The 26,794-nt window shown below is 69.6% G+C and carries 28 protein-coding genes, 1 tRNA gene and 1 pseudogene; 9 read left to right on the top strand and 21 right to left on the bottom strand.

Annotated elements, in window-relative coordinates; genetic code table 11:
- Positions 1–184 precede the first annotated feature (184 nt).
- The 5 genes from rplA to ABZ815_RS46445 all read right to left on the bottom strand — a co-directional run bounded on the left by rplA (position 185) and on the right by ABZ815_RS46445 (position 2,780).
- Complete coding sequence (gene rplA, locus ABZ815_RS46465) at positions 185–904, bottom strand: 50S ribosomal protein L1 (protein WP_352325431.1); 720 nt, start codon at positions 902–904, stop codon at positions 185–187.
- A gap of 60 nt (positions 905–964) precedes the next feature.
- Positions 965–1,396: a 50S ribosomal protein L11 gene (rplK, locus tag ABZ815_RS46460; RefSeq protein ID WP_357708255.1), complete on the bottom strand. Its 432-nt coding sequence runs from the start codon at positions 1,394–1,396 to the stop codon at positions 965–967.
- A 117-nt stretch (positions 1,397–1,513) separates the two neighbouring features.
- Positions 1,514–2,311, bottom strand: a complete 798-nt coding sequence (gene nusG, locus ABZ815_RS46455) for a transcription termination/antitermination protein NusG (RefSeq protein WP_357708254.1) — start codon at positions 2,309–2,311, stop codon at positions 1,514–1,516.
- 75 nt (positions 2,312–2,386) lie between these two features.
- Positions 2,387–2,632, bottom strand: a complete 246-nt coding sequence (secE, locus tag ABZ815_RS46450; protein WP_125642950.1) for a preprotein translocase subunit SecE — start codon at positions 2,630–2,632, stop codon at positions 2,387–2,389.
- Between the two features lie 75 nt (positions 2,633–2,707).
- Positions 2,708–2,780: transfer RNA gene (locus ABZ815_RS46445), tRNA-Trp, on the bottom strand.
- Between the two features lie 158 nt (positions 2,781–2,938).
- Between ABZ815_RS46445 and ABZ815_RS46440 the strand changes: the two genes are divergently transcribed.
- Positions 2,939–4,147, top strand: coding sequence for a pyridoxal phosphate-dependent aminotransferase (locus ABZ815_RS46440; protein ID WP_357708252.1), 1,209 nt, complete (start codon positions 2,939–2,941; stop codon positions 4,145–4,147).
- Between the two features lie 88 nt (positions 4,148–4,235).
- Here ABZ815_RS46440 and ABZ815_RS46435 read toward each other — a convergent pair whose 3' ends face one another.
- The gene (locus tag ABZ815_RS46435; RefSeq protein WP_357708250.1) at positions 4,236–4,760 is read right to left on the bottom strand and encodes a hypothetical protein; all 525 of its coding nucleotides are present in this window, start codon (positions 4,758–4,760) and stop codon (positions 4,236–4,238) included.
- A 41-nt stretch (positions 4,761–4,801) separates the two neighbouring features.
- Positions 4,802–5,389 carry a hypothetical protein gene (locus ABZ815_RS46430; RefSeq protein ID WP_357708248.1) on the bottom strand — a complete coding sequence of 196 codons (588 nt, stop codon included), beginning with the start codon at positions 5,387–5,389 and terminating at the stop codon, positions 4,802–4,804.
- 139 nt (positions 5,390–5,528) lie between these two features.
- Between ABZ815_RS46430 and ABZ815_RS46425 the strand changes: the two genes are divergently transcribed.
- Positions 5,529–6,551: an adenosine deaminase gene (locus ABZ815_RS46425; protein WP_357708247.1), complete on the top strand. Its 1,023-nt coding sequence runs from the start codon at positions 5,529–5,531 to the stop codon at positions 6,549–6,551.
- Here ABZ815_RS46425 and ABZ815_RS46420 read toward each other — a convergent pair.
- Together ABZ815_RS46420 and ABZ815_RS46415 are read right to left on the bottom strand one after the other, a co-directional pair.
- Positions 6,540–7,322 carry a hypothetical protein gene (locus ABZ815_RS46420; protein WP_357708246.1) on the bottom strand — a complete coding sequence of 261 codons (783 nt, stop codon included), beginning with the start codon at positions 7,320–7,322 and terminating at the stop codon, positions 6,540–6,542. The genes ABZ815_RS46425 and ABZ815_RS46420 overlap by 12 nt on opposite strands.
- Positions 7,309–7,848, bottom strand: coding sequence for an RNA polymerase sigma factor (locus ABZ815_RS46415; protein ID WP_357708245.1), 540 nt, complete (start codon positions 7,846–7,848; stop codon positions 7,309–7,311). The genes ABZ815_RS46420 and ABZ815_RS46415 overlap by 14 nt, the downstream gene beginning before the upstream one ends.
- A 116-nt stretch (positions 7,849–7,964) precedes the next feature.
- Here ABZ815_RS46415 and ABZ815_RS46410 point away from each other — a divergent pair, with 116 nt between their 5' ends.
- Entirely contained in the window at positions 7,965–8,702 is a 738-nt protein-coding gene (locus ABZ815_RS46410; protein ID WP_357708244.1) for a methyltransferase domain-containing protein, read from the top strand.
- A 70-nt stretch (positions 8,703–8,772) separates the two neighbouring features.
- On the opposite strand, the gene ABZ815_RS46405 is transcribed toward ABZ815_RS46410, so the two are convergent.
- From ABZ815_RS46405 to ABZ815_RS46385, 5 genes are all read right to left on the bottom strand, one after another.
- Positions 8,773–9,657, bottom strand: coding sequence for a carbohydrate ABC transporter permease (locus ABZ815_RS46405; protein ID WP_357708277.1), 885 nt, complete (start codon positions 9,655–9,657; stop codon positions 8,773–8,775).
- Complete coding sequence (locus tag ABZ815_RS46400; RefSeq protein WP_357708243.1) at positions 9,657–10,541, bottom strand: sugar ABC transporter permease; 885 nt, start codon at positions 10,539–10,541, stop codon at positions 9,657–9,659. Before ABZ815_RS46400 ends, ABZ815_RS46405 begins: the two co-directional genes overlap by 1 nt.
- A gap of 73 nt (positions 10,542–10,614) precedes the next feature.
- Positions 10,615–11,883: an extracellular solute-binding protein gene (locus ABZ815_RS46395; protein ID WP_357708241.1), complete on the bottom strand. Its 1,269-nt coding sequence runs from the start codon at positions 11,881–11,883 to the stop codon at positions 10,615–10,617.
- Between the two features lie 208 nt (positions 11,884–12,091).
- Positions 12,092–13,963, bottom strand: coding sequence for an acyl-CoA dehydrogenase family protein (locus tag ABZ815_RS46390; RefSeq protein WP_357708239.1), 1,872 nt, complete (start codon positions 13,961–13,963; stop codon positions 12,092–12,094).
- Positions 13,956–15,203, bottom strand: a complete 1,248-nt coding sequence (locus ABZ815_RS46385) for an amino acid permease (protein WP_357708237.1) — start codon at positions 15,201–15,203, stop codon at positions 13,956–13,958. The genes ABZ815_RS46390 and ABZ815_RS46385 overlap by 8 nt, the downstream gene beginning before the upstream one ends.
- 80 nt (positions 15,204–15,283) lie before the next feature.
- Here ABZ815_RS46385 and ABZ815_RS46380 point away from each other — a divergent pair.
- The 4 genes and pseudogenes from ABZ815_RS46380 (at position 15,284) to ABZ815_RS46365 (ending at position 18,145) form a co-directional block, all read left to right on the top strand.
- Positions 15,284–15,614 (top strand): annotated as a pseudogene (locus ABZ815_RS46380) (Lrp/AsnC family transcriptional regulator).
- Between the two features lie 70 nt (positions 15,615–15,684).
- The gene (locus ABZ815_RS46375; RefSeq protein ID WP_357708236.1) at positions 15,685–17,106 is read left to right on the top strand and encodes a serine hydrolase domain-containing protein; all 1,422 of its coding nucleotides are present in this window, start codon (positions 15,685–15,687) and stop codon (positions 17,104–17,106) included.
- A 20-nt stretch (positions 17,107–17,126) separates the two neighbouring features.
- A complete protein-coding gene (locus ABZ815_RS46370; protein WP_357708234.1) occupies positions 17,127–17,558 on the top strand; it encodes a hypothetical protein in 432 nt (143 codons plus the stop codon).
- Complete coding sequence (locus tag ABZ815_RS46365; protein WP_357708233.1) at positions 17,555–18,145, top strand: TetR/AcrR family transcriptional regulator C-terminal domain-containing protein; 591 nt, start codon at positions 17,555–17,557, stop codon at positions 18,143–18,145. The genes ABZ815_RS46370 and ABZ815_RS46365 overlap by 4 nt, the downstream gene beginning before the upstream one ends.
- A gap of 370 nt (positions 18,146–18,515) precedes the next feature.
- On the opposite strand, the gene ABZ815_RS46360 is transcribed toward ABZ815_RS46365, so the two are convergent.
- The 6 genes from ABZ815_RS46360 to ABZ815_RS46335 form a co-directional block, all read right to left on the bottom strand.
- Positions 18,516–19,661 (bottom strand): acetyl-CoA C-acetyltransferase, encoded by a 1,146-nt coding sequence (locus ABZ815_RS46360; RefSeq protein ID WP_357708232.1) that lies wholly within the window; start codon positions 19,659–19,661, stop codon positions 18,516–18,518.
- A gap of 72 nt (positions 19,662–19,733) precedes the next feature.
- Entirely contained in the window at positions 19,734–20,384 is a 651-nt protein-coding gene (locus ABZ815_RS46355) for a hypothetical protein (protein ID WP_357708231.1), read from the bottom strand.
- A gap of 24 nt (positions 20,385–20,408) precedes the next feature.
- On the bottom strand, positions 20,409–21,083 hold the full coding sequence (locus tag ABZ815_RS46350; protein ID WP_357708230.1) for a class F sortase: 675 nt from the start codon (positions 21,081–21,083) through the stop codon (positions 20,409–20,411).
- A gap of 71 nt (positions 21,084–21,154) precedes the next feature.
- Positions 21,155–22,453, bottom strand: coding sequence for a hypothetical protein (locus ABZ815_RS46345; protein ID WP_357708229.1), 1,299 nt, complete (start codon positions 22,451–22,453; stop codon positions 21,155–21,157).
- Between the two features lie 133 nt (positions 22,454–22,586).
- Positions 22,587–23,366 carry a class F sortase gene (locus tag ABZ815_RS46340; protein ID WP_357708228.1) on the bottom strand — a complete coding sequence of 260 codons (780 nt, stop codon included), beginning with the start codon at positions 23,364–23,366 and terminating at the stop codon, positions 22,587–22,589.
- A complete protein-coding gene (locus ABZ815_RS46335) occupies positions 23,366–24,787 on the bottom strand; it encodes a hypothetical protein (protein WP_357708227.1) in 1,422 nt (473 codons plus the stop codon). Before ABZ815_RS46335 ends, ABZ815_RS46340 begins: the two co-directional genes overlap by 1 nt.
- Positions 24,788–24,986: 199 nt before the next feature.
- Here ABZ815_RS46335 and ABZ815_RS46330 point away from each other — a divergent pair, with 199 nt between their 5' ends.
- Positions 24,987–26,132 carry an acyl-CoA dehydrogenase family protein gene (locus ABZ815_RS46330; protein ID WP_357708226.1) on the top strand — a complete coding sequence of 382 codons (1,146 nt, stop codon included), beginning with the start codon at positions 24,987–24,989 and terminating at the stop codon, positions 26,130–26,132.
- Between the two features lie 43 nt (positions 26,133–26,175).
- Positions 26,176–26,337 carry a hypothetical protein gene (locus ABZ815_RS46325; RefSeq protein WP_357708225.1) on the top strand — a complete coding sequence of 54 codons (162 nt, stop codon included), beginning with the start codon at positions 26,176–26,178 and terminating at the stop codon, positions 26,335–26,337.
- Between the two features lie 13 nt (positions 26,338–26,350).
- Here ABZ815_RS46325 and ABZ815_RS46320 read toward each other — a convergent pair whose 3' ends face one another.
- The gene (locus ABZ815_RS46320; protein ID WP_357708224.1) at positions 26,351–26,779 is read right to left on the bottom strand and encodes a MarR family winged helix-turn-helix transcriptional regulator; all 429 of its coding nucleotides are present in this window, start codon (positions 26,777–26,779) and stop codon (positions 26,351–26,353) included.
- Between the last annotated feature and the right edge of the window lie 15 nt (positions 26,780–26,794).

Raw genomic sequence — 26,794 nt, 5'->3', positions numbered from 1 at the left:
TAATTCGGGGAAAACCCAGGGTTCTCCCCCACAGACTGTGCACGATTCCTCCACAACCCCGCCCACCTGGCGAGATCATCCGGAACAGAAACGTCGCGCCTCGCGGGCACCTCCTCGCACGACGTGCGGAAAACCAAAAGGTCCCCGCCTGAGACAGGCGGAGACCTTCGGAAGAACGAAGCCGTTACGCGTCGAGCTCGGCGGTCAGGCCACGGGTGAGGTTGGGGTCGACGGGGACGCCGGGGCCCATGGTGGTGGAGAAGGTGACCTTCTTCAGGTAACGCCCCTTGGCCGCGGACGGCTTGAGACGCAGCACCTCGTCAAGGGCGGCGGCGTAGTTCTCGATGAGCTGACGCTCGGGGAACGACGTCTTGCCGATGATGAAGTGCAGGTTCGCCTGCCGGTCGGTGCGGAACTCGATCTTGCCGCCCTTGATCTCCGTCACGGCCTTGGCGACGTCGGGCGTCACGGTGCCGGTCTTGGGGTTGGGCATGAGACCACGCGGGCCGAGCACGCGGCCCAGACGGCCGACCTTGCCCATGAGGTCAGGGGTGGCCACCACGGCGTCGAACTCGTTGAGCCGGTTGCCCTTGGCGATCTCGTCGATCAGCTCGTCGGCGCCGACGATGTCGGCGCCCGCCTCGCGGGCTGCCTCGGCACGGTCACCGGTCGCGAAGACCAGGACCCGGGCGGTCTTACCGGTGCCGTGCGGGAGGTTGACCGTGCCGCGCACGATCTGGTCGGCCTTGCGAGGGTCGACACCCAGCCGCAGCGCCACTTCCACGGTGGCGTCGAACTTGGTGGTCGACGTCTCCTTGGCCAGCTTGGCGGCGTCGGCGGGCGTGTAGAGCTTGTCGCGGTCGACCTTGGCGGCCGCGTCCTTGTGCGCCTTGCTGCGCTTCATGTCTGTCTCCTTGTGGTTCGCGGGCCGGGACCCGGCCCTCCCACGGATCTGGGAAAAGTCTTAGTCGGCGATCGTGATGCCCATCGACCGGGCGGTGCCGGCGATGATCTTCTCAGCAGCCTCGACGTCGTTGGCGTTGAGGTCGGGCATCTTGGTCTCGGCGATGCTGCGCAGCTGCTCGCGCGTCAGACGGCCGACCTTGTCCTTGTGGGGGACGGCGCTGCCCTTGTCGAGACCCAGGGCCTTCTTGATCAGCTCGGGCGCCGGGGGCGTCTTCGTGATGAAGGTGAAGCTGCGGTCTTCGAAAATGGTGATCTCAACGGGGATGATGTTGCCCCGCTGGGCCTCCGTCGCAGCGTTGTACTGCTTGACGAAGTCCATGATGTTGACGCCGTGGGGACCGAGGGCGGTACCGACCGGCGGAGCGGGCGTGGCCTGGCCAGCGGGGAGCTGGACCTTGACGAGCGCCGCGATCTTCTTCTTCGGAGGCATGAGTCCTTCTCCGGGTCCTGATCGTGATGCCGTCCGGACGCGGATGCGCCCGGACATGTCGGAAGGCCACCTTTCGCGAAAGGCGGCCGACCGAACGTCTAAGTGTAGGTGATCGTCCTAGATCTTCGAGACCTGGTTGAACGAGAGCTCGACCGGGGTCTCACGACCGAAGATCGAGACGAGCACCTTGAGCTTCTGCGACTCGGGGCTGATCTCGCTGACCGAGGCGGGAAGGGTGGCGAACGGGCCGTCCATGACCGTGACGGACTCGCCGATCTCGAACTCGACCGTGGGGCCGCTGGCCGCCTTGGCGGTGGCCTTCTTGCTCTCCTCGGTCGGCTCGGGCGCCAGCAGCTTGGCGACCTCGTCGAGGCTGAGCGGGCTCGGCTTGTTGGACAGGCCGACGAAACCGGTCACGCCGGGCGTGTTGCGCACGGCGGCCCAGGACTCGTCGGTCAGCTCCATGCGCACCAGGACGTAGCCGGGCAGCACGCGCTCCTTGACCGGGACCTTCTTGCCGCTCTTGAACTCCTGGACGGTGTGCGTGGGCACCTCGACCTGGTAGATGTAGTCCTCCATGTTGAGCGACACGTTGCGGCTCTCGATGTTGGACTTCACGCGGTTCTCGTAGCCGGCGTAGGAGTGGATCACGTACCACTCGCCGGGGAGCCCGCGCAGCGAGCTCTTGAACTCCTCGACCGGGTCGACTTCAGGCAGGGGCTCGGCCTCCGCGTCAGCGGGGGCCTCCTCCGACTCTTCGACCTCGTCGGTCTCGTCGGCCTCCTGGAGAGCCGCCTCGACGCCTTCGTCGCGAGCCTCACCCAGCTCGTCGCCCCATACGTCGGTGGTCTCTCCCAGCTCGTCGTCGCCTCGCTCGTCGCGTGGCTCCTCGGCCGGAACAGAAGACTCGGACACGTGACCTTTCCTCATTTCCTCGAATCGAATGGTGTCGCCATCAGCCGACACCACACGGCGTCGAGCTAGGCGGGCTCACTCCCCGCCGAAGACGCGGAGGACGGCCCAGCCGAGAGCGGCGTCAAGCCCATAGACGATCGCCACCATGATCAGAACGAATACCAGAACGACCGTGGTGTAGGTGATGAGATCCTTGCGTGTCGGCCAGATGACCTTGCGAAGCTCGTTGACGACCTGCCGATAAAAAAGGGCAGGTGAAGTGCGCGTCTTCTTCTCGCCACTGGGCTTGCCTGCGGTCTCGCCGCGCGTGTCGATCGCCACAGTCCTCACCTGAATCTGTCGTATCCAACGCAGTTCTGCGGCGCGCTTACACGCCATTTGCGCGGACCGCACTCGCAGGGCACGAGGGACTCGAACCCCCAACCGCCGGTTTTGGAGACCGGTGCGCTACCAATTGCGCCAGTGCCCTATGTCGTCAACCACACTACCCTGATCGACTCACTGCCTGGACCGAACCGCTCGCCGACATGCGGCGGAAGGACCAGGCGAAAGCATACGGGGGATTGCCCGGTACGTCGAACCCAAACCTGATCGCCCAGGTCACGCCCGCGTGGGAGCATGGTGAGCATGTCCACGCGACCCCGTATCTCCGCAAGAATCTCCGCGATTTCCGAGTCCGCCACGCTCGCGGTGGACGCCAAGGCCAAGGCGATGAAGGCGGCCGGCCGCCCCGTCATCGGCTTCGGCGCGGGCGAGCCCGACTTCCCGACGCCCGGCTACATCGTCGAGGCCGCGGTCGAGGCGGCCCGCGACCCGCGCAACCACAAGTACACGCCGGCGGGCGGCCTTCCCGAGCTGAAGAAGGCCATCGCCGACAAGACGCGGCGCGACTCCGGCTACTCCGTCGAGCCGTCCCAGGTGCTGGTCACCAACGGCGGCAAGCAGGCCGTCTACGAGGCGTTCGCCACGCTGCTCGACCCGGGTGACGAGGTCATCGTCGTCGCCCCCTACTGGACGACCTACCCCGAGGCGATCAAGCTCGCCGGGGGCGTCCAGGTCGACGTGGTGACCGACGAGTCCACGGGCTACCTGGCGAGCGTCGAGCAGCTTGAGGCGGCCCGCACCGAGCGCACGAAGGTCCTGCTGTTCGTCTCGCCGTCCAACCCGACGGGCGCGGTCTACTCGCGCGAGGACACCGTGGCGATCGGCCGGTGGGCGGCCGAGCACGGGCTGTGGGTGGTCACCGACGAGATCTACGAGCACCTGGTCTACGGCGGCACCGAGTTCACCAGCATCGCCACGGCCGTTCCCGAACTGGGCGACCGGGTCGTGATCCTCAACGGCGTGGCCAAGACGTACGCGATGACCGGCTGGCGGGTGGGCTGGCTGATCGGGCCGTCCGACGTGGTCAAGGCGGCGACCAACCTGCAGTCGCACGCCACCTCGAACGTGGCCAACGTGTCGCAGATCGCCGCGCTCGCCGCGGTGTCCGGCGACCTGTCGGCCGTGGCCGAGATGCGTACGGCCTTCGACCGGCGGCGCCAGACCATGGTGCGGATGCTCAACGAGATCCCGGGCGTGTTCTGCCCGGAACCCAAGGGGGCGTTCTACGCATACCCGTCGGTCAAGGAGCTGCTGGGCAAGGAACTGCGCGGCCGGCGGCCCGGGTCGTCGGCGGAGCTGGCCGAGCTGATCCTGGAGGAGGCAGAGGTGGCGGTCGTGCCGGGCGAGGCGTTCGGCACGCCGGGCTACTTCCGGCTGTCCTACGCCCTCGGTGACGACGATCTGGTCGAGGGCGTCAGCCGCATGGCCAAGCTGCTGTCCGAGGCTCACTGAGCGACGTGGAAGGCGCCCTGCCCGGCCTTCGCGGGCCCGGCCGGGCGCCTCGGCGGTTCCACAAGGTCGTAGAAGACGCCTTCGCGGTTCAGGAGGCGCCTTCTCTGATGGCGGCGGCGGTCTGGCGGAGCTGGGCGGTCATGCCGGGCGTGGCGGCGAGGTAGACGGCCGTACCGGGGCTCTCCAGCCACATGAAGTTGCGCAGGCCGCCGCGGGTCGTCCAGCGCAGCGCCGGCTTGCCGCGGTAGGCGGTCAGGGTCGAGCGGGCCACCAGCGTGGCGAACTGCTCGGCCGTCCGCACGCCGCACACCACGCCCACCCGCAGCAGCTCGCCCTCGTCGTCGCGCCAGGTCACGCCTCTGACCTTGAGGCGCCTGGCGAGCGCGTCCAGACGGCCGAAGCTGCCCGAGCGGGCCAGCGGCGGCGGCGCGCCGGGGACCTTCAGCCTGGTCGATCCGCAGGCCAGCGTGACGGGTTTCCCGGCCACCGGGTCGCTCGCCTGCTCGCTGGCCGGCGGCGGGGTGGCGCTGGGCGGCCGCGGCGTGTCGCCGCCGCACCCTGCCGTGCCGGCGGCCAGCGCGAACGTGATGAACACCGCTGCCGGACGCCGCATCGTCCCCCCATGACTCGTGGGATCAACCAGGGAAAAGGCTCCTAGTCTCCTACAGGACCACGGGCCGAGGCGGCAATAGGCAGCAGTTCGCCGGCGAGGGAGTCGCTCACCCGGATCCAGGCGCCCGTCCCGGGGCGCTCCAGCCAGGCGATCATCCTGCCGCCGCGCGGGTGCGGGCCGACGATCGCGGGCCGGCCGCGGACCGTGGTCTCGCGGGCGTCCGGCACGTCGAGGTGCGCGCGGTAGGTGTCCCAGTCCGCGGCCGCCGTACCGTGCTCGACCTGGGCCTCCACGTAACGGTCCGCGGTGCCGTACCTGGCCCGGACGCCGTCGGGGGCGACCGCTCCCCCGCCGCTGCGGCGCAGGCCGCGCGGCAGGTAGGTGAGCCAGAGGTCGTCGGAGACGACCGCGAACAGGGGCTCGGGCGGGGCCGCCGCCGCGGCGCCGGGGCGGGGCGCCACCTTCAGGGGCGGCGCCGGCACGTACGACGAACCCGCCGAAGGCGGATGCGAACGGCCGAAACCCGACTGGAACAGGGCGTAGATGACGAGAGCCGTCATCGCGAACGCCAGTCCGGCGAGCAGCGCGCGCCGGCCCTGCCCGGCGACACCGCCTCCCTCAGGGATCATGGACGGTTGATCCCCCGATCCGGGCGACCTCTACCGTGCCGATCCCGTGCCGATCCCGTGCCGATCCCGTGCCGATGCCGGACCCGTCGCCTTCCGCGACACGCGAATCCGCACCTGGGGCCAGTGGCAAAATATGGAAATGCACCGGCCCCTGCACACGCTGCCCAAAGCCCATCTCCACCTGCACTTCACCGGCTCCATGCGACACTCGACGCTGATCGAGCTGGCCAGGGAGCAGGGGCTGCACCTGCCCGACGCGCTGGAGCAGGACTGGCCGCCGCGGCTGCGGGCCACCGACGAGCGCGGCTGGTTCAGGTTCCAGCGGCTGTACGACATCGCCAGGTCGGTGCTCAGCCGTCCCGAGCACGTCTACCGGCTGCTGCGCGAGACCGCGGAGGACGAGGCGGCGGCCGGTTCCCGGTGGCTGGAGATCCAGGTGGACCCGTCCGGGTTCGCGGCGCGGTTCGGCGGGCTCACGGCGACGCTGGAGCTGATGCTCGACGCGGCGCGGCAGGCCGCCGAGCACGCCGGGGTCCACATGCCGGTGGTCGTGGCGGCCAACCGGACCAGGCATCCGCTCGACGCGAACACCCTGGCCAGGCTCGCCACCCAATACGCCGACAAGGGCGTGGTGGGCTTCGGCCTGTCCAACGACGAGCGACGCGGCGAGGCGCGCGAGTTCGAGCGGGCCTTCCGCATCGCCAAGCGCGGCGGGCTGCTGGCCGTGCCGCACGGCGGCGAGCTGCTCGGGCCGCGCAGCGTGGCCCAGTGCATCGACGACCTGGGCGCCGACCGGGTCGGGCACGGTGTCCGGGCGGCCGAGGACCCGTGGCTGATGCAGCGGCTGGCCGACCGGCAGATCTGCTGCGAGGTGTGCCCGACGTCCAACGTGGGGCTGGGCGTGGCCGAGCGGGCGGCCGACGTGCCGCTGCGGCGGCTGTTCGACGCCGGGGTGCCGATCGCGCTGGGCGCCGACGACCCGCTGCTGTTCGGCACGCGGCTGCTGCGGCAGTACGAGCTGGCCAGGGAGGTCTACGAGTTCTCCGACGCCGAGGTCGCCGAGCTGGCGCGGCAGTCGATCCGGTCCTCGACCGCCCCGGAGACCGTGCGCAAGGAGCTGCTCAAGGGCGTGGACGACTGGCTGACCGGCTCACCGGAGTGACTCGGCGATGTTCACCGCCCTCTCCTTGGTCCCGGCGCCCTCCAGGCGATAGGTGAGCGTGTCGCGCTGCCAGACGAGGGTGGGGGCGGCCTGGCGCAGGGGGACCTCGGTGCCGTCCTGGCGGCGGATGTAGCCGAGCGGGTGCTCGCCGGGGATCCACCAGGCCGAGGTGCCGGCCACCTGGACGTAGTCGGGCCAGGGCGGGCCGAGCTGCTTGAAGAAGAACGGGTCCACGCCGCCCTGGAACTGGTCGAGCCGGACGCCGTCCGGCCAGAACATCGACACGACGCGGCCCTGGTCGGCGATGGTGGCGTGGTCGGGGGCGCCGAGCTCTGACGGGGTTCTGATCGGGAACTTCACCAGGGCGGGCAGGTCGTCGGGGGCGACCGGGCGCTCGCCGGGGAGGTTCGCGGTGGTCCGTACCGGTGTGGGGGGTGTGTCGGCCAGTTGCAGTTCGATGCCGGCGAAGCGGAGGACCCGGGCCACGGCGGCGCGGCCCTGGGGGGTGGCGGCCGTGACGGCGATGACGGCCAGTACGACGGCCGCCACGACCTTCCACCTGGCCCGCCGCACACGCCGCGCGCGGTCCTGGGGCTGGGTCTCCAGGCGGGCACGGACGGCGGCGGCGTCGGGCGGAGGCGGCGACGGGGTCTCCAGCCGGGCGCGGACCGCGGCGGCGACGTCGGGCGGGGGCGGGGACGGGGTGTCGAGGAGGTCGCCGAGGGCGGTCAGTTCGGCTTCCAGGTCGTCGAAGGGGTCATGCGAGCTCACCGCCCACCTCCTCCCTCAGCCGGGCCAGCCCCCGATGGGTGCTGGACTTGACGGTACCGACCGGCCAGCCGAGCACCTGGGCCGTCTCCGCCTCCGACAGTTGCAGGAAGTACCGGCACACGACCGCCTGGCGTTCCCGTTCGGGCAGGCCGCGTACGGCCTCCAGCAGCCGGGCCCGCCGGTCGGTGGCGACGGCCGCGCCCGCCGGGTCGTCGGGGGCCGCGGGATCGGCGGCGGCGGTGAGCCGTACGGCCAGGTCGGAGCGGCGCCCGCGGGCCCGGGTCAGGTTGTGCGTCTCGTTGGCCACGATCCGCAGCAACCAGGGACGGAAGGGCGCGTCCCTCCGGAACCCGGACAGATGACGGAAAGCCTTGACGAACGCCTCCTGCACGACGTCCTCGGCCTCGTCGCCCGCGCCGAGCATGGCGGCGGTGCGATGGGCGAGCGCGCTGTACCTGGCGACCAGGGCCTCGTAGGCCCCCAGGTCACCGTCGAGGGAGCGGGCGATCGCCTCGTCGTCGTCCATGGCGTGTCGCATTCCATCGCATCCGGCCGGGCGCGGGGAAGGGCGTTTCACGCATCAGGTCATCCTCGGGGGCATTAGACTCGTGCAATCCGTCTGCCCCTTAAAGGAACGGGACTATGTCTTCTGGGTATGACCGTGTAGTGCAACCGGCGGCCGGTGACGAGGCCCTGGAGAACCACCTGGGTGGGGACGAGGCCAAGAACTATCGGCAGTACGAGTTCGACATGGTCGCCCCGCACGTCGGCCGCTCGATGCTGGAGATCGGCTCCGGGCTGGGCCACTTCGCCGAGCAGTTCCTGCCGCGGCTCGACCGCCTGGTCGTCAGCGACTTCGACCCCTACTGCGTCGAGCAGCTCGGCAAGCGCTTCGAGGGCCGCGACGACATCGACGTCCTGCAGTTCGGCCTGCCGACCGACATCCCGCTGAAGGACAAGGTCGACACCGTCGTCATGATGAACGTGCTGGAGCACATCGAGGACGACGCCGAGGCGCTGCGCTCGCTGGCCCGCGTCACGCTGCCCGGCGGCCGGATCATCATCTGGGTGCCCGGCTACATGCAGCTTTATGGAGACTTCGACCGCAAGGTCGGTCACGTCCAGCGCTACACGCCCAAGACCCTGCGCGCGACGGTCTCCAAGGCGGGGCTCGACATCGACGTGCTCAAGCCGATCAACTTCCTGGGCGGCATCGCCTGGTGGGCGGCGGTCCGGCGGGGCGGCGTCGGCTACCCCGACCCGCGCCTGGTCAAGATCTACGACCGCACCGTGGTCCCGGCCACGCGGCTGATCGAGCGGTTCATCCGTCCGCCGTTCGGCCAGACGGTGTTCTGCGTGGCCCGCGTCCCGCAGAAGTAAGCCCGCAGAAACAGGCCCGCGGAAGTGAGCCCGGCCGCCACCCGGTGGGTTGGTGGCGGCCGGACGTTTTCTACTTGATCGAGCCGGCGGTCAGTCCGCCGACGACCTTCCGCTCGATCAGCGCGAACAGGATGATCACCGGGATGGTGGCGATCACCGAGCCCGCGAAGAGGTTCTGCCAGTCCACCTGGTACTGGCCGATGAACGAGTTCAGCGCGACCGTGAGCGGCTGGTTCGCCGGGGTCGTGGTCAGGGTCAGGGCGACCACGAACTCGTTCCACGCCGCGATGAACGTGAAGATCAGTGCGGTGATCACGCCCGGCATGGCCAGCGGCAGCGTGATCCGGAACAGCGCGCCGAAGCGGCCGTTGCCGTCGATGAAGGCGGCCTCCTCCAGCTCACGCGGGATCGAGGCGAAGTAGGCGTTCAGGATCCACACCGCGAACGCCAGGTTGAACCCGCCGTTGACCAGGATCAGCGACCAGATCGAGTCCACCAGGCCGAACTGGTAGAACTCGCGGTAGATGCCGACGAGCATGGCCGTGGGCTGGAACATCTGGGTGATCAGCACCAGGATCAGGAACGCCGTGCGCCCCCGGAACTTGTGCCGGGCCGAGTAGTACGCGGCCGGCAACGCCACGAGCAGCACCAGGATCGTCGAGCCGCCGGCGACCTTGAGCGTCACCCACAGGTTCCCGGCCAGGCCGCTGGTCCAGAAGTTGGCGAGGTTCGACCACACCCACTCGTCGGGCCAGAACGTCACCTCGCGCAGCGACTCCTGCGACCGCAGCGAGGTCAGCAGCATGACGAGGTACGGGAACAGGAAGACGAACGCGACGATGTACGCCGCGGCCGCCACGATGACGGTCTTGACCCTGGGCAGGCGGCGCTGCGCCCGCCCGCGGTGACCGGACTGGTGGCGCGGACCGGCCTTGGACATGGTCTGCACGGCCATCACGCCACCTCCTTGTTCCAGCGCGACACCTTCAGGAAGATCGCGGTCAGCACGATGACCATGCCGAAGTTCACGACGGACATCGCGGCCGACTCACCGATGTTCGAGTTCTTGAGGATGAACATGAGGATGGTCGAGGTGGCCGTCGAGTAGCCCGGCTGGCCGTGGGTCATCGCCCAGATGATCGGGAAGCTGTTGAAGACGTTCATGACGTTGATCAGCGCGGCCACGGTGAGCGCGGGGCGCAGCAGCGGCAGCGTGATCGACCAGTACGTCCGGAGTTTGGTGGCGCCGTCCATCTTGGCTGCCTCGTAGACGTCGGCGGGGATGGTCGCCAGCCCGGCCAGCAGCGCGTACGTCGTGAACGGCACGGAGACGAAGACCGCCACGAACACCAGCCACGGCATCGCGCTGGAGGCGTCGCCGAGCTGGTCGGCGGAGGCGCCGCCCATCGCGTCGATGAGCCCCAGCTTCACCCTGATCTGGTTGATCACCCCGACCTCGGGGTCGAGCATCCACTTGAAGATGATCGCCGTCATCAGCACCGAGGCCGCCCAGGGCGCGATGAGCGCCCAGCGAGCGATCTTGCGGCCGGGGAAGCGCTGGTTGAACAGCTGGGCGAGGGCGAGCGAGATCAGCACGGTGAGCGCGACGACCGCGACCACCCAGACCACGCTGCGGATCATGATGTCGGCGAAGTCCTTCTCGCCGAACAGCTTCGTGTAGTTGTCCGGGAAATTGTCTCCCTGGACCACTCCGAACCGGCTGATCTTGAGGAACGACGACCGGATCATCTCGATCACGGGCCAGAGCACGACCAGCGCGATCAGCACCACGGCCGGCCCGATCCAGGCCAGGGGTTCGAGGGCGCGCAACCTTCTCATGAGGAACCTTCCATGACGGTGGAGCCGGCGCGGGGACGCGACCCGCGCGCCGGCTCCACAGACCCCCGCTGGATCAGCTGGCTTCGGCGGTCTTCTGCAGCTCGCCGAGGACCTTGGCCGGGTCGTCCTTGACGGCGCCGCCGATGGTCTGCTTGATCGCCGGGTTCACCTCGGCCCACTTCGGGTCCTGGAACGGGTAGAAGCTGGCGTTGGGCAGCGCGTCGAGGAACGGCTTGAGCTTCTCGTCGCCGGACAGCTTCTGGATGCCGCCGTTGGTGACGGGCAGCAGCTTGTAGGTGTCGGAGATCTTCTGGGCGGCGTTGCCGGTGTAGAAGAAGTCGAAGAACTTCTTGATCTCGGCGGCGTGGCCGTTCTTGTTGAACGCCATGATCCAGTCCATGACGCCGAGGGTGGTGTCGAGCGGGCCGGACTTGCCGGGGATGGCCGCGACGCCGTAGTTCTTCAGGCCGGCCGCGTCGAAGATCGGGATCGACATGGGTCCGCCGTTGACCATGCCGACCTTGCCCGCGCCGAAGTCCTCCCAGACCGTCTTGCGGTCCTTGGTGCCCGGGTTCGGGGTGGTGAGGCCGGCGTCGACCAGGCCCTTCATGTAGGTGAAGGTCTCGACGTTCTGCGGGGAGTTGATGGCCCACTTGCCGGAGGCGTCCTTGTAGCCGCCGCCGTTGCCCAGCATCCACAGGAACGACTCGCCCTGGGCCTCCTCCTGGCCCAGCGGGAGGCCGAACGGCTGGCTCACGCCGGCCTTCTTCAGCTTCTCGGCGTCGGCCTTGAGCTCGTCCCAGGTCTTGGGCGGCTCGGCGATGCCGGCCTTGGTGAACAGGTCCTTGTTGTAGAACAGCGCGCGGGCGGAGGAGACGAACGGGAGGCCGTACGCGGCGCCGTCCACCTTGCCGAAGTCGGCGAACTTCTGCAGCAGGTCGCCGGACACGGCCGGGGACACGACCTCGTCGACCTTGTAGAGCAGGCCGTCCTTGACGAAGCCGGAGTAGTCGCCGGTCTGCAGGATGTCGGGCACCTGGCCGTTCTGGACCATGGTGGCGACCTGCTTGTCGATGTCGTTCCAGTTGATGACCTGGACGTCGACCTTGATGTTCGGGTTGGCGGCCTGGAACTCGTCCACGACGCCCTTCCAGAACGTCTCGCCCGAGTTCGGCTTGCCGGGGCCGTCGCCGTAGTCGGCGGCGACCATCTTGAGGGTGACCTGGCCGCCGCCCGAGGCCTGGGTGTTGTTCCCGCCGCCACCCGAACCGCCGTCGGAGCCGCAGCTGGACAGGACCAGCATCGTGGCAAGGCCGAGAGCGGCGCCGCCCACAAGCTTCATGTTCACTGGTGATACCGCCTTCTCGTCGGACGGGTGGCTGGTCCGTACCAGCTACCTGACCCCGTCCAAAGGGATGAGGGGTGCGAGAGCCACAGCTCAACGCGTTTGCGCCAGAGTAAGCCTGTGTTCAGCAGCCGGTCTATACCGGCTGGTATCGGTTTGAAAACACTCAGGGCAGAAAAAGCTCACAACCGGTCTAGACCACGCGTCACAGGATCTTTCTCCGCACGTTCTCCCCGCCGTCCGGCGTCCCGATCCACGGCCCCTCGATGGACGGGTCGAGGATGCCCTCCTCCAGGAACTCGTAACGGCCGTCGAGCACGTAACCGGCCAGGCGGACGTCCTGTTCGTCGCTGTTGTCCCAGAGCTCGTCGAAGAGCGTGCGGACGCGGCGGCGGGCCTGCCTGCAGAAGGTGTCGGCCAGCTCGTACGGCCTGCGCCCGAGGTCGTCGGCGTCCTCCTCGGCCTTCAGGCAGACGGCCGTCATGGCGTACAGCTCGGCCCCGATGTCGACGATCCGGCCGAGGAAGGACTGCTTGTGCTCCAGCCTGCCCTGCCAGCGCGACATGCCGTAGAAGGTGGACCGGGCCAGTTTCCTGCTGGTCCGCTCCACGAACCGCAGATGCTGGGCCAGCGGGCCGAAGGCGGTGTAGGCCGTGGGCAGGTTGCCCGAGCCGGCCATGAGGGTCGGAAGCCAGCCGGCGTAGAAGCGGCTCGCCCGGCCGAGCGCCTGGGCGCGTTCCTGGCGGGACGCCTCGGGGTTGATCAGCTCACCGGCCGCGGTCAGGTGGGCGTCCACGGCCTCGCGGGTGATCATCAGGTGCATGATCTCGGAGGAGCCCTCGAAGATGCGGTTGATGCGGGAGTCGCGCAGCATCTGCTCGGCGGGCACGCCGCGCTCGCCGCGGGCGGCCAGCGACTCGGCGGTCTCGTAGCCGCGTCCGCCTCTGACCTGGACCAGTTCGTCCAGCGACCGGTAGGACATCTCGGTGGCGTACAGCTTGGCGAGGGCGGCCTCGATCCTGATGTCGTTGCGCCGGTCGTCGGCCAGGCGGGCGGTGAGCTCGCTGACGGCGTCCAGGGCGTACGCGGTGGCCGCGATGAAGGCGATCTTGGTCGCCACGGCCTCGTGCCGGCCCACCTTGCGCCCCCACTGCTCGCGGGCGTTCCCCCACTCACGGGCGATCTTCAGGGCCCACTTGGCGCTGCCCGCGCAGGTCGCCGGAAGGGACAGGCGGCCGGTGTTGAGCGTGGTGAGCGCGATCCGCAGCCCTTGGCCCTCCTGCCCGATCAGGTTCCTTGCCGGAACTCTGACCTGGGAGAACTCGGTGACGCCGTTCTCGATGCCGCGCAGGCCCATGAAGCTGTTGCGCCGCCTGACCGTGATGCCCGGACTGTCCCCCTCGACCACGAAGGCGCTGATCTTCTTGCCGGTCCTGGCCATGACCACGAGCAGGTCGGCGACGACGCCGTTCGTCGTCCAGAGCTTGACGCCGTTCAGCACGTAGTCGTCGCCGTCGCGCACGGCGGTCGTGGACAGCCGCGCGGGGTCCGAGCCCACGTCGGGCTCGGTGAGCAGGAAGGCCGAGATCTCGCCGGCCGCGCAGCGGGGCAGGAACTCCCGCTTCTGCTCCTCGGTGCCGAACTGCTTGAGCGGCTGCGGCACGCCGATCGACTGGTGCGCCGACAGCAGCGTGGCCAGCGCGGGGCAGTAGGAGCCGACCAGCGTGAGGGTGCGGCAGTAGTACAGGTAGGGCAGGCCGAGGCCGCCGTACTCCTCGCCGATCGTGATGCCGAACGCCCCGAGGGCGGCCAGGCCCTTGACCACCTCGTCGGGCACCTGCGCGGTGCGCTCGATGAGGGCGGGGTCGACGTGGTCCTCCAGGTAGCGCCGTACCGCCCGGACGAACTCCTCGCCCCGCCTGGCGGCCTCGTCCGGCAGCCTGGGCGCCGGATGCACCAGGTCCAGCCGGAGATCGCCGAGGAACAGCTGCTTGGCGAAGCTGGGCCGCGTCCATTCGCGCTCCCTGGCCTGCTCGCCGACCTGCCTGCTCTCCGCGTACTTGGTCTGCTCACTCATGGCACCCTCCCGACGGTGCGCCGTCATGTGCTGGGAGTACTGCCCGCCTGACGGCTTTAAGCACGCCCAGCGCGACGGCGGCCAGCACGGCCGGCACCACCAGGAAGGCCCCGCAGCACGCCAGCGCGACCGCCGACATCCCGGTCGCCACGACGGCGGTGACCCGCAACCGCCCGGCGGGCAGCACCCGGACCGCCGCCGCCACGCCCGCCGCCGTGACGGCCGCCAGGCACGCCGAGGTGGCCCGCATCAGCAGGTCCAGATCCACCGCCCACACCACGACGGGCACCGTCAGCACGGCCAGCGCCCCCAGGCTCCGGTACGGCCCCCGTCCCCCGGCCAGCCAGGCGGGCATGGCCCCGTCCCTGGCCAGCGCCACCCCCAGCCGCGCCGCCCCCGCCAGGTACGTGTTGACCGCCCCGAACGTCAGCAGCACCGCCAGCACCCCGGTCACCGGCCGCGCCACTCCCCCGAGGCCGGCCTCCAGAAGCGCGCTCAGCGGCACGCCCGGCATGTCCGCGCCGAGCACGCCGACCGAGGTGATGCTGATGCCCAGGTACAACCCGCCGACCACGACGAGGGTGACCACGGTGGCCCTGGTCAGCCCGCGCCTCCCGGCGGCGAACTCGGCCGACAGGTGGCTGGCCGCCTCCCAGCTCACGAAGGCGAACATGAGCACCCCGGCCGCGCCGGCCACCCCGGCGAGCCCGTGCGGGGCGAAGGGGGTGAAGCGGTCGAGGTCGGCCCGCGGGGCGGCGGTGACCACGGCGACGGCCAGCAGGGCGACGAGCAGCGCGACGGAGGCGAGCTGCAACCGCCCCGAGGTACGCAGCCCGGCCGCGTTGGCGGCGAACGCCGCGGCCAGGATCAGCACGCCGGCCAGGGTGCCGTCCACGCCCAGGCACGCCTCGACGTACCGGCCGCCCACGAGCGCGCCCGCCACGGTCCCGACCGGCACGGCCCCGTAGAACCACCAGCCGACCACGGCGGCGGCCCGCGGCCCGAAGGCCAGCCCCGCGAAGCTCGCCACCCCGCCCCCGTCGGGATACCGGACGCCGAGCGCCGCGAACGTCAGCGCCACCGGCACGCTCAGCGCGAGCAGCCCCGCCCAGGCCAGCACGGAGGCCGGCCCCGCCGCCGTGGCGGCGAGCTGCGGCAGCACCAGCATCCCCGGCCCCAGCACCGCGCCCACCAGCAACGCCACGCCCTGCCCCGCACCCATCCGGCCCTGTTCAGTCATGCACGTGAAAGTAGCCCGATCGTTCGGCCCCACCCCCGCTCCACCGAACGTTCGATCGGAGAAGGGTGCAGAATCGCGTCATGGACGAACTTGATTCGGCGATCATCCGCCTGCTCCAAACGGATGCGCGGCAGTCCAACCGGGAACTGGCCCGCCGGCTCGGCATCGCCCCCTCGACCTGCCTGGAACGGGTGAGGGCGCTCACCCGGCGCGGCGTGATCCGCGGCTACCATGGCCGGCGGCGACGACTTCCTGCTGCACGTCGCGGTCCAGGACCTCGACCACCTCCACGCCTTCCTGCTCGACCGGCTCAGCAAGCGCAAGGAGATCGTCGGCTTCCGCACCTCGGTGATCTTCCAGCAGGTGCACGACGCGGTGCCGGAGCGGCTGCCGTCCCCCACGGAGACCTGACTTTCGTCGGGGGTACCACTAGACCGTCGGCAGATTCGGAGGTGGGGGCGTTCTCCGTACGTTTGCCTGCATGAGCTTGAAGATCGCCCTCGCCGGGCTGGCCGCGGCCCTGACCCTCACCCCCGCTTCCGCCCCGGCCTTTGCCTCGGCCCCCGTCGAGCCGACCCCCGCCGCCGTGGACTCCTACCTGCGCGAGGCGCTGGAGGCCACCGGCGTGCCCGGCCTGTCCGTCGTGGTGACCCACGGCGACAAGGTCGTGCACGCCGCCGGGTACGGCAAGGACTCCGAAGGGCGTGCGATCACCGCGGCCACGCCGATGCGGGTGGCCTCGGTGAGCAAGTCGTTCACCGCGCTGGCCGTGATGACCCTGGTGGAGCAGGGGAAGATCGCGCTGGATGAGCCGGTGGCCGGGCAGCTTCCCGGTTTCCGGATGGCCGACCCGCGCCATGCCAAGATCACCGTGCGCCAGTTGCTGAACCAGACCTCCGGGCTGTCCGACAGCTCGCTGGACATCGGCGACCTGGAGTCCGCAAGCTCGCTGGCCGACTACACCGCCCGCCTGGCCGAGGGCCGCCTGGCCGCCGACCCGGGCAGCCGGTACGCGTACTGCAACGTCAACTACGACCTGGCCGCCCGGCTGGTCGAGACCGCGAGCGGCCGGCCCTTCGACGCCTTCATGAAGGACCGCGTCTTCGGCCCGCTCGGCATGACCGGCAGCGCCGTGAGCGCCCAGGCCGTCCGGCCGGCGGACGGTTTCGTCTCGGTCTACGGCATGTGGCTGCCCCGGCCGGAGGCGTCCGGGTTCCTGGACGGCAGCGGGTCGGGCGCGGTCATCACCACTGCCGCGGACATGGGCAAGTGGCTGATCGCCCAGAACGGCGCCGGCCGCCCGCTGGTCAAGAAGCAGAGCCTGGAGACCATGCACAAGCCCGGCCTGCAGGGCTACGGCATGGGCTGGGGCCTGGAGGAGGAGTCCGGACTGCTCGTGCACTCCGGCAACCTGTTCACCTACAACGCCGTCGAGGCCGTCTCGCCGAAGACCGGCTACGGCTTCGCCGTCATGACCAACGGCGCCTCGCTCCACGACCCCACCTACGACATCATGCGGGGCCTGGCCGCGATGAGCGAGGGCCGCGCGCCGGCCGCCCTGGGCGGCGACCGGCAGCTCTACGACCTGGTGCTGGGCCTGCTCGCCGTCGTGGCGGCCGGCCTCGGGGTCATGGGCGTGCTGCGGGCGCGGCGGTGGGCGTCCCGGCGGTCGGGGAAGCCGTGGTGGCGGATCGCCCTGCGGCTGGTGCCGGTGCTGCTGCCGGTCCTGGTGTTCGCGTTCTACCCGAACTGGGTCTCCGTGCTGCTCAACGGCCGGTACGTGACCTGGGAGCAGCTCACCTACTTCCCGGCGTCGTTGTCGATCACCCTGCTCGCCGCGGCCCTCGCAGGGCTCGTGACCGCCGTCGTCCGGATTTGTGTACTGTGTAAGCTTACCAAGTAAGCAAATTCGAGGAGATCCCGATGACCGCGGTCGCCGTCGCCGTCCCGCTCGTATGGCTCGCCTGGCTCGTCCTCATCGACTGGGTGCCCATGTTCCCGCTCAACGACCTCAGCGGGGCGAACGTCAAGGGCCGGGCCCTGGCCGCCGTGATCAACTACCCGTTCCCGCTGCTCATCGCGGCCGGCGTCGCGCTGCACCGGACGTGGTCGCTCGCCGCCGCGACGGTTCTGTGCCTCCTGGTCATGACCGGTCACGTACGGAGCTGGTGGCTGCCCTACTTCGGCACGGCCACGGACGAGCAGCGCGAGCTCTACCGGCGCGAGTACAGCCGCACCTGGAAGGTCCTGCCGACCGCGGGCCGTGCCGTGGTCATCGACGTCCAGCACATGGTGATGGGCGTGCTGTCCCTGCTCATGCTGGCGACCACGATCGTCGTTACGCTGACCGCATGACTCAGGCACCCAGGCGGGCGGGGCGACCGGCCGTGCTCAGCGTCGAGCGCATCGTGGCCGCCGCCGTCGGCATCCTCGACGCCGAGGGCCCCGACGCGCTGACCATGCGCCGCCTGGGCGCCGACCTCGGGGTGGCTGCCATGTCGCTCTACCGCCACGTGCCCAACCGGGACGCGCTCGTGGCCCTGGTCGTCGACCGGCTGTTCGCCGAGGCCATGGCCGGTTACACGCCGGTCTCCGACTGGCCGCGGGCGCTGGCCGGGTTCGCCGTGGCCTACCGCCGCTTCCTGCTCGCCCACCCGCGCGCCGTCCCGCTGCTGGCCACCCACCCCGTGGACGTACGGCTCGCCACCGAGCTGATCTCCGGCCTCCTGGCCCGCTTCGAGGCGGCGGGCGTGCCCACCGCCGACACCGTCAACGCGGTGCAGTCGGTGGGCGTCTACGTGCTCGGCCACGCCCTGGCCCAGGTCGGCTCGACCGCCGAGACCCACGACGCGGACGCCCTGCGCTTCTACGACCAGTGGTTCGACGCGGGCCTGCGGGCCATGGTGACGGGCTTCGAACAGCAGCTCGCGGCGACCGGTTAATTCAGTTGCCCGGCGTCACGGACACGCCGTAGCTTGTCGGTCATGCGCCTTTACCTGTGACAGCAGCCACCTCAGTCCATCGTCCGACAGACGCGGCCACGCTGTGCTCGCCGACGCCCGGCCCTTTCCGGAGCCGCGTCCTGAGTTCGCGTAAAGGAGCTTCGCATGCGAGTTCGCTCAGCCAAGAAGAAGACCGCCACGCCCGTGCCGCCCCGGCAACTGCCCAAGATGCCGCAGCGACCGGTCGTGCCGCCCCGGCGGATCATCCCGCCCAAGGGCCGCTAGACAACTACCGGGATGGTAGTTAGCGAGCGCCGCCTCCCCTCTTACGCCCGGGAGGCGGCGCTCACCCTTTCCTGGACCGGTTCTCCTAGAGCCGCTCGATGATGGTGACGTTGGCCTGGCCGCCGCCCTCGCACATCGTCTGCAGGCCGTAGCGGCCACCCGTGCGCTCCAGCTCGTGCAGGAGCTTGGTCATCAGGATCGCTCCCGTGCCGCCCAGCGGGTGGCCGAGCGCGATGGCGCCGCCGTTGGGGTTGACCTTGGCCGGGTCGGCGTCCAGCTCCTTGATCCAGGCCAGCGGCACCGGGGCGAACGCCTCGTTGATCTCCACGACGTCGATCTCGTCGATCGACATGCCCGCCTTCTCCAGGGCCCGCCGGGTGGCCGGGATCGGCGCGGTCAGCATGTACACCGGGTCGTCGCCCATGAGCGCGAGCTGGTGGATGCGGGCGCGCGGGGTCAGGTTGTGCTCGCGTACGGCCTGCTCGGAGGCGATCAGCACGGCTCCGGAGCCGTCGGAGATCTGCGAGGAGGTGGCCGCGGTGATCTGGCCGCCCTCCTTCAGGGTCTTGAGCCCGGCCATCTTCTCCAGCGTGGTGTCGGGCCGGGGGCCCTCATCGTCCTCGACGCCGTTGATCGGGGCGATCTGGTCCTTGAAGTAGCCGTTCGCGACGGCCTTGGCGGCGCGCTGGTGGGACTCGTAGGCGAACTGCTCCAGCACGTCACGCTGGAGCCCCCACTTCTCGCACATCAGCTCGGCGCCGCGGAACTGGGAGATCTCCTGCTTGCCGTAGCGCTCGACCCACTTGTCGCCGAACGGGAACGGCATGCCCTTCTCCAGCGCGGCGGTGATCGACGCGCCCATCGGGACGATGCTCATCGACTCCACGCCCGCGGCCACCACCAGGTCCTGGGTGCCCGACAGGACGCCCTGGGCGGCGAAGTGGATGGACTGCTGGGACGAGCCGCACTGCCGGTCGATCGTGACGCCGGCCGTCGTCTCGGGCAGCCCCGCCGACAACCAGGCATTTCGCGCGATGTCCATGCTCTGGGGGCCGAACTGCATGACGCACCCCATGATGACGTCCTCGACCGCCGCCGGATCGACGCCGGTGCGGTCGATGAGCGCCTTCAGCGTGTGGGCGGCCAGGTCGGTGGGATGGACGGTGGACAGACCGCCCTTCTTCTTGCCGACCGGGGTACGGACCGCTCCGACGATGTACGCCTCTGCCACAGTGCCTCCTGGAAACCGAGCATTATTCGGTTATTAGGGAGAGACTACAACAGAACGACGTTCTGTGGCTCGTCACTCCGGGGGCAGAAGGTCCTCCGCGGCGTCGACCCTGAACCGCCACCGGTCCACGACCAGCCCGTTCAGCGATTCTGCCAGCTCCAGGGCCAGACCTCCGAGCTTGACGGGCTCGTCGCCGCGCAGCTCGATCGCGGTCAGCTCGGTGGCGAACGGCAGCAGCTCCCCCACCGCCGGCGGCTGCCCCTTCTGCGGGACCAGCGCTGCCCGGATGTCGCCCGACGTGTACGTGAACTCGTCCTCCCCCTGCTCAAGCAGGGGCGCCAGGTCCTCGGCGGACGGGCGTACCGGCAGGATGACGGCGGGACCGCCCCCCTCACCGTCAGCCGGATCGCTCACCTCGCCCCGGCACACCGCGAGCCCCTTGAGCCGGAAGGCCAGCCCCTCGGCCAGGTAGCGGTCGAAGAAGTCGAACGGCAGCGGCCCCTCGGCGGTGACCCGGCAGGCCCACACCTTCTCCAGCACCCCGCCGGTCAGCTCGCTGTCGGCCTCGACCGGCGCGCACACCCGCACGTCGGCCGCCACGATGTCGTCGCCGTCGGGTCGTGCGTCCGGATCGGCCAGCCGGACGATCCGCAGCAGCTCGGCGGCGTCCGGTTTGACGGGCAGTGCCGCCGTCGGGCCAGTACGCAGTCTCCGCTTCGCCATCCAGCCCATGCCCGCCTCCGCGAATCAGCTTCGATAGGAGCTCGTCATCGTCGCGTAGACGATGATGTTGTCGTTGTAGTGCCCGATGGTGCGATCGTAGGTCCCACCACAGGTGATGAGGTGGAGCTGGGCGTTCTCCCTGCCCCCGTAGACGCGCTCGGTCGGGAACGTCTTCTTGCTCGCCTGCTCCACGCCGCCGACCGTGAACACGGCGGTCGTCTTGTCCTGGCGTCTGACCTCGATGGTGTCGCCGTTCTTCAGCTCGCCGAGGCGGCTGAACACGGCGCTGCGCGTCCGGGTGTCCTTGTGCCCGAGCAGCACCGCCGGGCCCGCCTCGCCGGGCGTGGACATGTTCCGGTACCAGCCGGCCAGGTTGGGATTGTCGGACGGCGGCACCTCGATCGCCCCGTCCTTGGCCAGCCCCACGGACTTGATCGGCGCGTTGATCCCGAGCCGCTTGATCACGATCCGGACCGGTGTCGAGGGCAGCATCGGCGGCGCCGGCACGATCTGCGGCAGCGGCGGCGGCTGGTCCGGCGGCGCCTGGAACAACGCCTGCTGCGGCTGCCCCGACGCCTGCGTCTGCACCGCCACGGGCAGGGCGTCCCTGTCCATGCCGTACTCCTCGGGCGACTGCAGCACGATCAGCATGCCCGCCACGACCGTGACGACCCCGGCGATGGCCGCGCCGATCAGCACGGTCCTGAGCGCGGCACTCCCCCTGTCCCGCGGCGGCGGGCCACCGTAGGGATACTGCCCGGCCACGCCGCTCAGCCCCTGCCCGCGGTACGCCGGCGCAGCACCAGCCCACCGGCCGCCGCGGCCGCGATCAGGACGGTACCGGTGAGGACGAACAGCCGCCCGTCAGGCCCCGCCATACCCCCGGCCCCGGTGTCGGCCCCGGCCTTGGGGGTCTTCGACTTGTCGGGCGGAGTGACGGTCACGGTCGCGGTGCTGGTCTTGGTGGGCTTGGGGGTGGGCGTCGGCGTGGGACTGGGGGTCGGCGTGGGCGTCGGCGTCGGCGTCGGGCTCGTTCCCGAGCCCGCGGCCACCTGGAAGGTGTAGCTCTTGAGCGCCGCCTCGTTCTGGACGGTGCATTCGATCGCCGGCTGCGTGCCCGCCGAGGTGTTGGACCCGAAGTTGACCTTGCCGGGCTTCACCGTGACCGTACCCGCAGTGCTGGCTGTGGCCTTGACGTCGAAAGCAAGGGTTGGAAGAGGGATGGTCTGTCCGGCGGTGATCGTGCCGGTGGTGCCTTCTCCGGTGGCGGAGGTCAAATTGGTGATACCGGTCAAGACGGCATAGGCGAAGATCTTCGCACTGATCGTCTCGCCCGTGGTCGGAGCCTTCAGCTCCTTACCCGCGGTGTAGGTTCCCTTCCACTTGATGGCGAAGGGGTCATTCACCTTGGCAGCGGTCGGCATCGTCATCTCGACCTTGATCTGGACGTCCTGGTAGTCTGCGGCGCCAGGACCGACGCACTCGTAGTCGACGAGGTCGCTGGTCCCCGTGCCGCCACCACCGGTCCCGATGGGGACTTCCAGGCTCTCGGTGCTGGTTGTCGTGCATGTGGCCGACGTGTTCACACTTGAGGCCAGGTGCAACAACAACTGTCCCGGCTTCACCGAGACCTTGCCTGTGGTGCCTGCCGGCACCGAGACCTTGTAGGTGACCTCCTTGGCCGGCACCGACGTGCTGGTGGTGACGGCGGCCCCCGTCTTCGCTCCCGGATCCTGAACCGTACCCACCGACGGCGTCAGCGCCGCGTTGGCCTGTAGAGTCGTTGCTGCGGTCGGAGCAGTGGCGAGCGTCAACGCGGGGATGTTCACCGTCACGTCGAAGGTCTGACCTGCCGCCGCCGAGTCAGGGCCGGTCAGATTCACGCTGATCGACTGGCTGGCAGCCGCCAGGAGAGTTCCCTGACAGGTGTAACTGAACACCTTCGGGGCCGCCGCTTCGGCGGGGAAGGACAGGCCGACCACCGAGCCGACGGAGACGGCGAGTGTGCCCATCAATCCCAAGGCGGAGGTCTTGTGGGCGAGGCGGCGCCACGCCTGGGACGTAAGCACGGGTCCATCTCCGTTTCAGCGCAGTGTCAACAGTCGTGCCAGAATTCCAGCCGATGGTCACGGTTCGGTTGAGATCCTACGAACTGTCCCTGTCAACTTCCCGTAAAACGCAAAATTCGCCCCAAAAACCCCATCAGCCCTTCGTCTTCGACAGGGTCGCGTACACCACGATGTTGTCGGTGTAGCTGTGCGCCTCCTTGTTGAAGACGCCGCCACACGTGATCAGCCTCAGCTGCGAGTCCTTGGTGTTCCCGTACACCCGGGACGTCGGGAAGGACGACTTGCTGACCTGCTCGATCCCGCTCACCGTGAACCGGGTGACCTTCCCGTCCGACCGGTACACGTAGATCTGGTCGCCCTTGGCCAGCTCGCGGAGGCGGTCGAAGACGGCGGGGCCCCTACGGGTGCTCACGTGGCCGTTGATGACCGCGGGCCCGAGCTCGCCCGGAACCGGCGAGAAGCGGTACCAGCCGGTCTGGTTCGGCCTGGTCAGCGGCGGGGTGCCCAGGTTGCCCTTGATGTCCACGGTGACGCCGCCGACGGGGGCGTTCACCTTGATCTTGGGAATCTTGATCCGGCTGGGCCGGGCCTTGGCCTTGGCGGCCTTGGTCTTCGCCTTGGGGATCGGCGGCACGGTCGGCGCGGCGGCCAGCGGCGGCGGCGCCTCCGGCCGGGCCGGGGTCAGCGTCGCGCCCTTGCCGCCCGGACCCACGGTCGCGGGCAGCACGAACGCGCCGGCGTTCTCGATCTGCACGGTGGTCGGCCGGTCGGCGGCGGCCAGCGTGCCGGAGCCGTCGTCCACCTTGGGCGCCACGGAGAGCAGGCCCACCATGATCGCGCCGACGCCGGCCAGCGAACCGGCGATCAGCAGTCCGGGCATCGCCCGCTGCATCGGAGTCTTCTGCTCGGCCATCACTTCGTTCCTCCCGCGTGCGCGGCCCTGCGCCGGCGCAGAGCGAGCCCGCCGCCCGCGCTGCCCATGAGCAACATCGCCCCACTGGCCATCAGCCCGTACGGCCGGTCCGGCTCGTCGGGCGCCTCACCGGTGTCCACCCCACCCTTGGGGATCTTGGCCACCTGCGCCCTGACGTACGTGGTCGCCGTCGGGCCGGTCGCGGTGGGCGTGCTCGTGCTGGTACTCGTCCCGGTCGCCGCCGGCACCACGATCACGTGCCCGAGCCCGCTGCTCGGGGTGGGCCGGGAGTGGTTCCGCGTGGGGGTGCTGGTCGCGGTGGACGTGCCGGTGTTGGTGGGGGTGGTCGTCGGGGTGGTGGTCGTGGTGGGGGTCTGCGACGGGTCGGGGGTCTGGCTGTTGGTCGGTCCCGTCTTGTCCCGTACGGTCACCGTCACCGAGACCGGCCCGCCGACCAGCTTGCACTTCGCGCCGTGGTAGCCCGTCGGGATCTTGGCGGTGTTGGTGGACACCTTGAACGCGTCGAGCCAGGCAGGCTTGCTGGAAGCGTTCTCGATCTTGATGGTGTGCTTGCCGTACTTCAGCTCCGGCGACTTCCAGAGCGTGAAGCCACCGTCGAGGTCGTCGTTGACGGGCAGGTTGTCGTCGGAGCGCGAGGGGTCCACTCTGGCCACCTTGCTGCCGTCGATGTAGACGTCCACCGGGCCGGCGTCCTTGTCGTGCGGCCCGATGTACTCCACGCCCGTACCCGTGAAGCTCAGCTCGGCCCAGGCGCCGAGGTCGTTGGTCTCGTGCAGGTCGTTGTGCACATGGTTCTCGGAGCCCGGACGGTCGTCGAGCGAGGTCCAGCCGGGTCCGTAAGTGACCTTCATGTCGGTCGGGTTGTCGGTCTCGTTGCCGTCGTTGGCGATGACGGTGCCGTCCGGCGGGGTGAAGTCGAGGTCGATGTCCTTCGGCGTGACCTTGATGGTCCCGACCTTGTCGATCAGGCCGGGGTCGTTCAGCGACTCGGGCAGCGACAGTTCGTAGTCGGGGCGCAGCTTGCTTTTCTGCTCGACCGAGCCCTTCGGCTGCAGGATGCCCTGCCAGCTGCTGGCCAACTCGACGTTACCGGTGGCATGCACGTTGGCGCCCGGAGCGAAGTAGCCGGGCGACTGGAGCCGTCCGTGGTCGGCGTAGTCCAGCTTCCACGTGAAGTTGAGCGGGTCGCCGACCACCAGGTCGGTGGCGAAGGTGAGATGGGTGTTCAGGCGTACCGGCCCGTGCCTGACGATGCTGTCGGTCCCGGAGGGAACACATTCGTACTGCACGTCCAGGTCGGCCGGTGCGGCCAAGGCCGGGACGCCGGGCAATGCAACCACCCCGATGGCCGCCACCGATGCGATCGACGCGGCGAGCAACGACTTGCGCCACCGACTCACGGGACACTCCGATCATCACAAATAGACCGAGGGTAGATCTTAGAGTCGAAAACACCCCCAACGCAGGCCGATTCCCTCAAGTTCCAGCACTTGTGATGAAGCCGTGTCCCCCGCTGTCCTCCTCGCCCGAAAAGCGGGTATACCTCCGGGTAACAGAATCGTATTCTGTCGTGCACGACACCTGCTTGGAGGCGAACCGATGCAGCGAGACCTCTTCGACGAGGAGCACCTGCTCTTCCGGGAAACCGTGCGCGAGTTCATGGCCCGCGAGGTCGTGCCGCACCACGGCCAGTGGGAGAAGGACGGCATCGTGCCCCGCGAGGTCTGGAAGAAGGCCGGCGAGCTCGGCATGTTCGGCTTCGGCGTCCCGGAGGAGTACGGCGGATCCGGCATCACCGACTTCCGCTACAACGCGGTGATCGTCGAGGAGATCATCGGGAACGGCGCCTCCGGCCTGGGCTTCTCCCTGCACAACGACGTCATGGCCCCGTACGTCGTCGAACTCACCGACGACGGGCAGAAGCAGCGCTGGCTGCCCGGCTTCGCCTCCGGCGAGCTCATCACCGCCATAGCGATGACCGAGCCGGGCGCCGGCAGCGACCTCCAGGGCATCAGGACCACCGCCGTCCGCGAGGGCGACCACTACGTGGTCAACGGCCAGAAGACGTTCATCACGAACGGCGTCAACGCCGACCTCGTGGTCGTGGTCGCCAAGACCGACCCGGACGCGGGCGCCAGAGGCACGACGCTGATCGTGGTCGAACGCGGCATGGACGGCTTCAACCGCGGCCGGAACCTGGACAAGGTCGGCATGAAGGCCCAGGACACCGCCGAGCTGTTCTTCGAGAACGTCCGGGTGCCGGTGGCCAACCGTCTGGGCCCGAACGAGGGCGAGGGCTTCTTCCACCTGATGAACAACCTGCCCCAGGAACGCCTGTCGATCGCCGTGGCGGCCGTGGCCGCGGCGGAGGCGGTGCTGGAGCAGACGATCGAGTACTGCAAGACCCGCCAGGCGTTCGGCCGCAACATCGGTTCGTTCCAGAACACCCGCTTCGTCCTGGCCGAGCTGGCCACCGAGACGGAGATCGCCCGCCACTACGTGGACAAGTGCATCCTGGCGCTCAACGCCAAGCAGCTCACCGTCGTGGACGCGGCCAAGGCCAAATGGTGGACCACCGAGCTGCAGAACAAGGTCATCGACCGTTGCCTCCAGCTCCACGGCGGCTACGGCTACATGATGGAGTACCCGGTCGCCAAGGCGTGGCTGGACAGCCGCGTCCAGACGATCTACGGCGGCACCACCGAGATCATGAAGGAGATCATCGGCCGGTCCTTCGGATTCTGACGGCAGCCGCGCGCCGGGCCGGGCCGCGCCGCATACTGTCAGCATGGACGGCGGCCTGATCCTCCTCGTTTTCCTGGCGTTACTGTTCGCCTGGGGGCTCAACCGCGTGCGCAGGGCGTTCCGGTTCGGCCCCGTCGGCTACGTGGGCGTGATGATCGTGTTCATCATCGCCATGCTGCTCGTCTGGGGCCAGACGATGCGCTGACGCCGGGAGCGCCTCAGCCCGGCATCCCCTCCACGAACCGGGTCAGCAGCCGGGCGAACTCGGCCCGCTCGGCCGCCGACCAGTCTGCCGTGGCCGAGGCGAAGGCCGCCTGCCTGGCCTGCCGGGCCTGTCCGAGCGCCGCGACGCCCGCCTCCGTCAGCACCAGCCACGCCCGCCGCCCGTCGGCCTGATCGGCCTCCCGTCGCACCAGCCCCGCCGTCACGGCCGCCGTCACGAGCCGGCTCGCCCGCGGCTGGTCGACGTTCAGCGCCTCCGCGACCATCGACACGGTGACCTGCCCGCCGGCGCCCTCGACCACGTCGAGCACCTCGTACTCGGGCCCCGTCGCGCCCTGTCGCCGGGCCAGCGCCCGCCTGCTCTGCCTGCGCCTGATCGCGACCATCGCGCGTTCGATCGCGACGATTTCTTTGTCTTCATACATATAGTTGTTATTGTA

The sequence above is a fragment of the Nonomuraea sp. NPDC047529 genome (genome assembly GCF_040642995.1).
GTDB lineage: Bacteria > Actinomycetota > Actinomycetes > Streptosporangiales > Streptosporangiaceae > Nonomuraea.
This window is presented reverse-complemented; position numbering and strand designations above follow the sequence as displayed.